General features: G+C 69.7%; 5 protein-coding genes and 1 pseudogene. 2 read left to right on the top strand and 4 right to left on the bottom strand.

Annotated elements, in window-relative coordinates; genetic code table 11:
* The 4 genes from ACV4UX_RS16645 to ACV4UX_RS16630 form a co-directional block, all read right to left on the bottom strand.
* A partial coding sequence (locus tag ACV4UX_RS16645; RefSeq protein WP_491594405.1) for a cache domain-containing protein occupies nt 1-1,486 on the bottom strand: 1,486 nt, incomplete at its 3' end.
* A 2-nt stretch (nt 1,487-1,488) separates the two neighbouring features.
* Nucleotides 1,489-2,499: an ABC transporter substrate-binding protein gene (locus ACV4UX_RS16640; protein WP_491594404.1), complete on the bottom strand. Its 1,011-nt coding sequence runs from the start codon at nt 2,497-2,499 to the stop codon at nt 1,489-1,491.
* A gap of 32 nt (nt 2,500-2,531) precedes the next feature.
* The gene (locus tag ACV4UX_RS16635; RefSeq protein ID WP_491594403.1) at nt 2,532-3,446 is read right to left on the bottom strand and encodes a dihydroorotate dehydrogenase; all 915 of its coding nucleotides are present in this window, start codon (nt 3,444-3,446) and stop codon (nt 2,532-2,534) included.
* Between the two features lie 89 nt (nt 3,447-3,535).
* On the bottom strand, nt 3,536-4,315 hold the full coding sequence (locus tag ACV4UX_RS16630; RefSeq protein WP_491594402.1) for an iron-sulfur cluster-binding protein: 780 nt from the start codon (nt 4,313-4,315) through the stop codon (nt 3,536-3,538).
* Between the two features lie 202 nt (nt 4,316-4,517).
* Between ACV4UX_RS16630 and ACV4UX_RS16625 the strand changes: the two genes are divergently transcribed.
* Together ACV4UX_RS16625 and ACV4UX_RS16620 are read left to right on the top strand one after the other, a co-directional pair.
* On the top strand, nt 4,518-5,711 hold the full coding sequence (locus tag ACV4UX_RS16625; protein ID WP_491594401.1) for a Crp/Fnr family transcriptional regulator: 1,194 nt from the start codon (nt 4,518-4,520) through the stop codon (nt 5,709-5,711).
* Nucleotides 5,708-6,099 (top strand): annotated as a pseudogene (locus ACV4UX_RS16620) (chemotaxis protein MotA); the annotation flags it as partial. The gene ACV4UX_RS16625 and the pseudogene ACV4UX_RS16620, both read left to right, overlap by 4 nt.

Here is a 6,099-nt window from a genome sequence, read left to right as displayed (position 1 = left end):
GGCCCGCCTGCTGCTCGTTGGCCGCAAGCCCGGGCTCCAGACGCCTGCGCACCACCTGCAGGGCCTGGAGGATGGAGGCCAGCGGGTTGTTGATCTCGTGGGCCATGCCTGCGGCCAGCCCGCCCACGGAGATCATCTTCTCGGTCTGGATCATCATCTCCTGGAGGCGCAGGCGTTCGGTAACGTCCACCAGGGCGGCCACAGCGCCCGACGCGGCAAGGCCGGAGCCCGCCACGGGCGCTGCGCTCATGGCCAGGAGCCTGCGTTCTCCGCCGGGGGGCTCGTAACTCAGGGATTGATCCTGCACGGCGCGTCCGTCCGTAAGAGCCTTGCGCACGGGCAGGGCGTCGGCGGAGAGGGGCTGTCCCTCGCGGCTTCTCAAGTCGCGCGTCCAGGCGTCGCCCGGCGCGCCCTCAAGGGAGAGCCCCAGGATCTCCCGGGCGCGCTGGTTCATGTAGCGGGTGCGCCCCTGGGCATCGAAGCCCACGATGCCCACGGGGGTGGTCTCGGCCAGGACGCGGTAGCGGTCCTCCGAGGAGCGCAGACCCGCCACGGCCCGGCGCAGCATGGCCAGGGCGAAGCCCACCAGGGTCAGCACCCCGGCCGCGATGAGCCCGTTCATGGCCGCCAGGTTTTCGGCGGGCTTGAGGAATTCGTCCTCGTCCACCACGCCGGCCAGGAGCCACCCCGTGGAGGAGTTGACAAGGCCCATGCAGAGCCTGCGCCCCCATGCGCCTTCGTAGCGGGCCACATGCCCGGGAGCGGCCGCGCGCAACTCTCCGGACACGACGGACACGCGCTCGAACTCGCGTTCGCGCCGCCAGGAGGGCGCTGCCAGGAGCTTTCCGTCGCGATCCAGGAAAACCGCGCCGCCCGACCGGCCGATGCGCACGCCGTCCAGGATCTCACTGCCGAGCGGAGCCACGTCCGCCACCAGGATCAGCAGGCCTTCCGGGGCCTTGTCCCGAGCGGCAAGAGGCGCGGCGGCCACCACCACGGGGCGGCCCGTGTACTTGCCCGCGTCCAGGGCCTCCAGGGTCACCGCGCCCTCCAGGACGCGGCGGAAATAGGCGCGGTCCCCCACAGAGACGTTGCCCACCGCGCGCGGGTCCGAGGAGGCGATCACATTGCCGTCGGCCGTGGCCACGAAGGCCCGGCTGTAGCCGTGGAGCCGCACCCGGTCCTCCAGGCGGCGGCTGGCGGCCTCGCGGGCGGAGCGGCCCAGGTAGCTCTCGCGCAGGGCCAGCAGGAACACCTCCTCCTGGCTCCAGACGGCGGCGCTGGCCTTGATGTCGTCGGCCTTCTCGGTGAGTTCCCGGTCGATGAACCACAGCGTCTGGGACATCTGGGCCAGGGCCATGGACTGCACGGAGCGGCGGGTGTGCACGTAGGTCAGGGCCGTGGAGAGCACCATGCCGATGAAGAGCACCGTGACGATGGGGGCCAGGTAGCGCCGGATCAGCGGAGGTTGGACGCCTGGCTCCATGGCTACTCCACCACCACGCCGGCCGCTTCGATGATCTCGAAGGGCACGGTCAGGCGCAGACGTTCCGCCGCGCGCAGGTTCACGAACACCACGCCCGTGGCGTTGCCGCGCACCGGCAGTTCGCCTGCGGCGCGTCCGGACTTAAGCACCTCGCGCGTCATGAGCCCGGCCAGGTAGCCCTGCTCGTGGGCCGACTCCAGCACGCCGCAGAGGACGCCATGCTCCGGCGTGAAGTCGGCGAAGCCCAGGGTGGGCAGCCGGTTCACGGCGTTGGTCCAGGCCATGACCTCCTCGGGAGGGACGAGGCGGCCCGTGGCCTCGTCGCGCAGGGTGTGGTAGACTCCCAGGGCCAGGGCGTCGGCCGATTTCTGGCAGGCCTCCACTTCGGCCTTCCAGGCCTGGAAGCCCCTCAGCGTGCGCACGCGCTCCAGGCTCAGGGCATAGGGCGCGTTGGCGGCCAGATCCTCGGCAACGGAGCGCCCGGTGTCCGAATCGTCAGTCAGGAAGGCCACGGAGCGAGCCTCGGGCGCCAGACGCCTGAGCAGCTCGAAACTCTCGCGGAAGTGGAAGCGCTCGCGCACGCCCGAGACGTTGGAGGCGGGATAGCCGTAGGCCGCAGGCGGGGCGTTGACGCCGCAGTAGACCACCTGCGGACGCTCGCGCCCGGCCAGGAAGGGGCGCACCACCCAGGCCTGCGCCGCGTCGTCGGCGGCCACCACCGCGTCGGGGCCGAAAGCACGGATGCGCTCCCAGGCGGCCCTGCCCGCACGGGCCTGTGTCGCCGCATCGGCGCGTTTGGCGTCCAGGAAGAAGCTCTCGAAGGCCACGTCCAGGCCTGCCAGGGCGGCGCGCAGGCCCTGGTCCACGTTCCGGGTCCAGACGTACCCTTCGTCGTAGCTGTGCAGGATGAACACGCGCCAGGGCCTGCCGGTCCCGGCCTCGCCCGCAAGGGCCGGACTCGCCAGGAGCCAGGCGGCCAGCAGGAGCGCGGCCAGGGGATGGAGGTTCTTCACGGCCGCCTCGCGTGTCCTGTCGGGGGAGGCCGTCAGCCGACGGCCAGGCTGCCCCGGAAGCTCGAAAGGTCGGTGATGCCCAGGGCCTGGGCGGCCAGGGGCAGTTCCTCGGCCAGCCGGAAGGAGAAATCCGGCCGCAGGAAGTTGGCCGTGCCCACCTGCACGGCGCTGGCCCCCACCAGGATGAATTCCAGGGCGTCCGTGGCCGAACTGATGCCGCCCATGCCCACCACGGGGATGGACACCGCGCGGCTCACCTGCCACACGCAGCGCAGGGCCACCGGCTTGATGGCCGGCCCCGACAGGCCGCCCACCACGTTGGCCAGGCGGGGCTTGCGGGTGCGCACGTCCACGGCCATGCCCGTGAGCGTGTTGATGAGCGAGATCGCGTCCGCCCCTGCGGCCTCCACGGCCTTGGCCACGGCAACGATGTCCGTGACGTTGGGCGAGAGCTTCACCATCACCGGCTTGGAGCCCGCGCGGGCCTTCACCGCCTCGGTGACCCGCGCCGCCAGGGCAGGATCCTGTCCGAAGAGCACGCCGCCCGCCGACACGTTGGGGCAGGAGATGTTCACCTCCAGCGCCGCCACGCCCTCGGCCGAGGCCAGGAGCCCCGCCAGATCGGCGAACTCCCGGGTGTCGCAGGCGTAGAGGTTGGCCACCACGGGGGTCTCTCGCCAGGGCAGGCCCGGCAGCATCGACTTGAGGAAGCGCTCGGCCCCGCAGTTCTGCAGGCCGATGGCGTTGAGCATGCCCGAGGGGGTTTCGGCCAGGCGCGGCACGGGGTTGCCCTCGCGGGGCTGGAGCGAGAGCCCCTTGACCACGATGCCCCCCAGGGAGCGCAGGTCGCCGTAGGGGGCGAACTCCAGGCCGTAGCCGAAGGTGCCCGAGGCGGTCATGACGGGGTTCTTGAGGGTCAGCCCCCCCAGGTCCACGCGAAGATCCATCGAAAACTCCGGTCGGCGGCGGCGTTCGGGCCGCGCCGGTGCGTCACGTTGTTGGCGCTTAGCGCCGCGAGGCCTTACGAAGGCCCGGCCTAGAGCGTCACCTTGTCGGCCCAGAACACCGGCCCTTTCACGCAGGTCTGCACGCGGTGTCCCTCGGGGTTCTGGGCCACGCAGCCCAGGCACGCGCCCACGCCGCAGGCCATGCGGTTCTCCAGCGACACCTGGGCGCGCACGCCGTGCCTGGCCGCCAGATTCTTCACCGAGCGCAGGAGCGGCGTGGGGCCGCAGGCCAGCACCAGCCCCCCGGCGTGTTCCGCGATGCGCCTCTCCAGCAGTTCCACGAAGCGCGGGATGTCCTCGGCGGTCTTGTCCTGGAAGGACTCCACGGCGATCATGGCCCCCAGCTCGTCGTAGGGGTAGCAGGAGCGCGGCGGGCGGTGCCCGAAGAGCAGCGTCAGCTTTTCCGGCGAGGGGTGCGTGGCCGCGTATTCCACGAAGGGCGCGATGCCTATGCCGCCGCCCACCAGGAGCGTGGGCAGGCCGGGCTCCACGGCGAAGCCCTGGCCCAGGGGACCCCACACCGTGACGGGCTCGCCCGGGGCGAGGCGCGTGAAGGCCGCCGTGCCGCGTCCGGCCACCAGGAAGTGGAAGACGATGCGGTCGTCCAGGGCGCGGGAGATGGACAGGGGCCTGGCCCAGAGGGGGTCGAAGCCCCAGGCGGGCGGGCGCAGCATGGCGAACTGGCCGGGTTTCACCCCCGTGAAGCCGGGGTTTTCCAGTTCCAGTCGCCAGAGTCCGTTGGCCAGGCCCTCGGGCCCGGCCGGTACGACGGCCAGCACGGGCACGTCGCGGCAGTGTCGATGCGGCATGTTTCGCTCCTGCTCCTTATTCTAGCCCCCCGGAAGGCCGTTGTAAATGTTTTCTCCCCGGAGCGCGCTCCGTCTTGTTTTCCCGGGACTTTACGGATAAGATTGACAAGAGAGGGGAAACCGCGACTTTTTCCCGGCATGCCGGGAGAGCGGCGTCTCCACGGCGGCCGTACCGGCCTCCATGACGTGCGGAGCATGCAAGATGAAGAAAGCGGACGTGGGAGACAAGACCAAGACCTTCCACAAGGGACAGGCCATCTACAAGGAAGGCCAGTCCAGCGGCGAGGCATACATCATCACCCAGGGCGCCGTGGGACTCTACAAGCTCTCCGGCAACAAGCGCGTGACCCTGGCGCTCCTGCGCCCGGGCCAGATCTTCGGCGAGATGGGCGTGATCACCGGCGAGAAGCGCACCTCCGAGGCCCTGGCCCTGGAGTACACCGAGGTCATCGTCCTGGACCAGACGCTCTTGCACACGCTGCTGCTCAAGAGCCCCCGGCCGGTGCAGATCATCACCTCCTACCTGGTGGAGCGCGTGCGCGCCCTCAACGCCCTGGTGCCGGAGCGTTCCAGCGCCAACACGTTCTCCTCGGTGTGTTCCGTCATCCTTCTTGCCTGGCGCGCCGCAGCCAGGAGCGGCCCCAAGAGCGAGGCCGCCCAGATCTCCACCGTGGAACTTTCGCGCACCATCAAGGACATTCTGCTCATCACCCAGACCGAAATCGACGAGGTGCTCGACAAACTCGCGCGCGTGCACATCGTGGACATCGTGGACGTGAAGGGCACATACTACCGCACCGATCCGTTGCTGGGCACCAAGAAGAAGTCCGGCGAATTCGTCAGGGAGCGCCTGCTTTCCATCCCCGACGCCGAGCGCTTCGCCCGCGTCTCGCGCAACATGGCCCAGGACAACCCCGACGCCAACGGCGCGGAGCTCGAATTCATCGACCTGGACGACTTCGCCCGGGCCGTGGACGCCCAGCCCGAGACCATCCTCAGGAAGATCGCCTACGGAGAGATCCCGCCCGCCGCCTTCCACTTCCACAAGCGCCAGGCCCTGGCCTTCGCCGCCGCCAAGGGGCATGACTTCTTCCAGCGCGCCAAGCGCCCCAAGCTCAAGGTGGAGGACCTCCAGAGCGTCGACGACGTGGTGAGCGTCGACAACGCCACCCTGGAGGAGGCCCTCTCGCGCCTGGGCTTCTACAAGGTGGGGGTGCTGGCGGCCCTGGCCGGGGTCGAGGCCCGCCAGAAGATCTACGCCAACCTCTCCAGGAAGATCGCCGCCGTGGTCAAGGAGGAGGTCCAGCGCATGCCCGAGCCCGATCCGGGCGAAGCCTCCGACATCGAGGACGAACTCCTCGGGCTCATCAAATCCATCAAGGGGATCAGCGGGTGAACGTCGCCACCGTCATCGGGTTCGTCGCGGGCATCATCATCCTGGGCACGGCCACCTACTTCGCCACGGATTCCGCCCGGGTGTTCCTGAACCTGCCGGGCCTGGCCATCGTGCTGGGAGGCACGCTGGCCTCCACCTTCATCTGCTTCCCGCTCAAGGAAGTGGCCCGCGTGTTCAACATCTTCCTCACGGCCCTCAAGCGCGAGGAGCTGCCCATCGGCAACTACATCGAGTCCATCGTGGACATCGCCCGCGAGGCCTCCATGCGCGGCAAGGTCCACCTGGAGAAGACCCTGCCCGGCATCGAGAACGAATTCCTCCAGAACGCCCTGCAGATGCTCGTGGACGGCTACTCCCGCGAGGAGATGAAGGAGATCCTGGAGACGCG

This window comes from Fundidesulfovibrio sp. (genome assembly GCF_058402725.1).
Note: the sequence above shows the minus strand (reverse complement) of the source record. Positions and strands in the feature narration are given on the sequence as shown.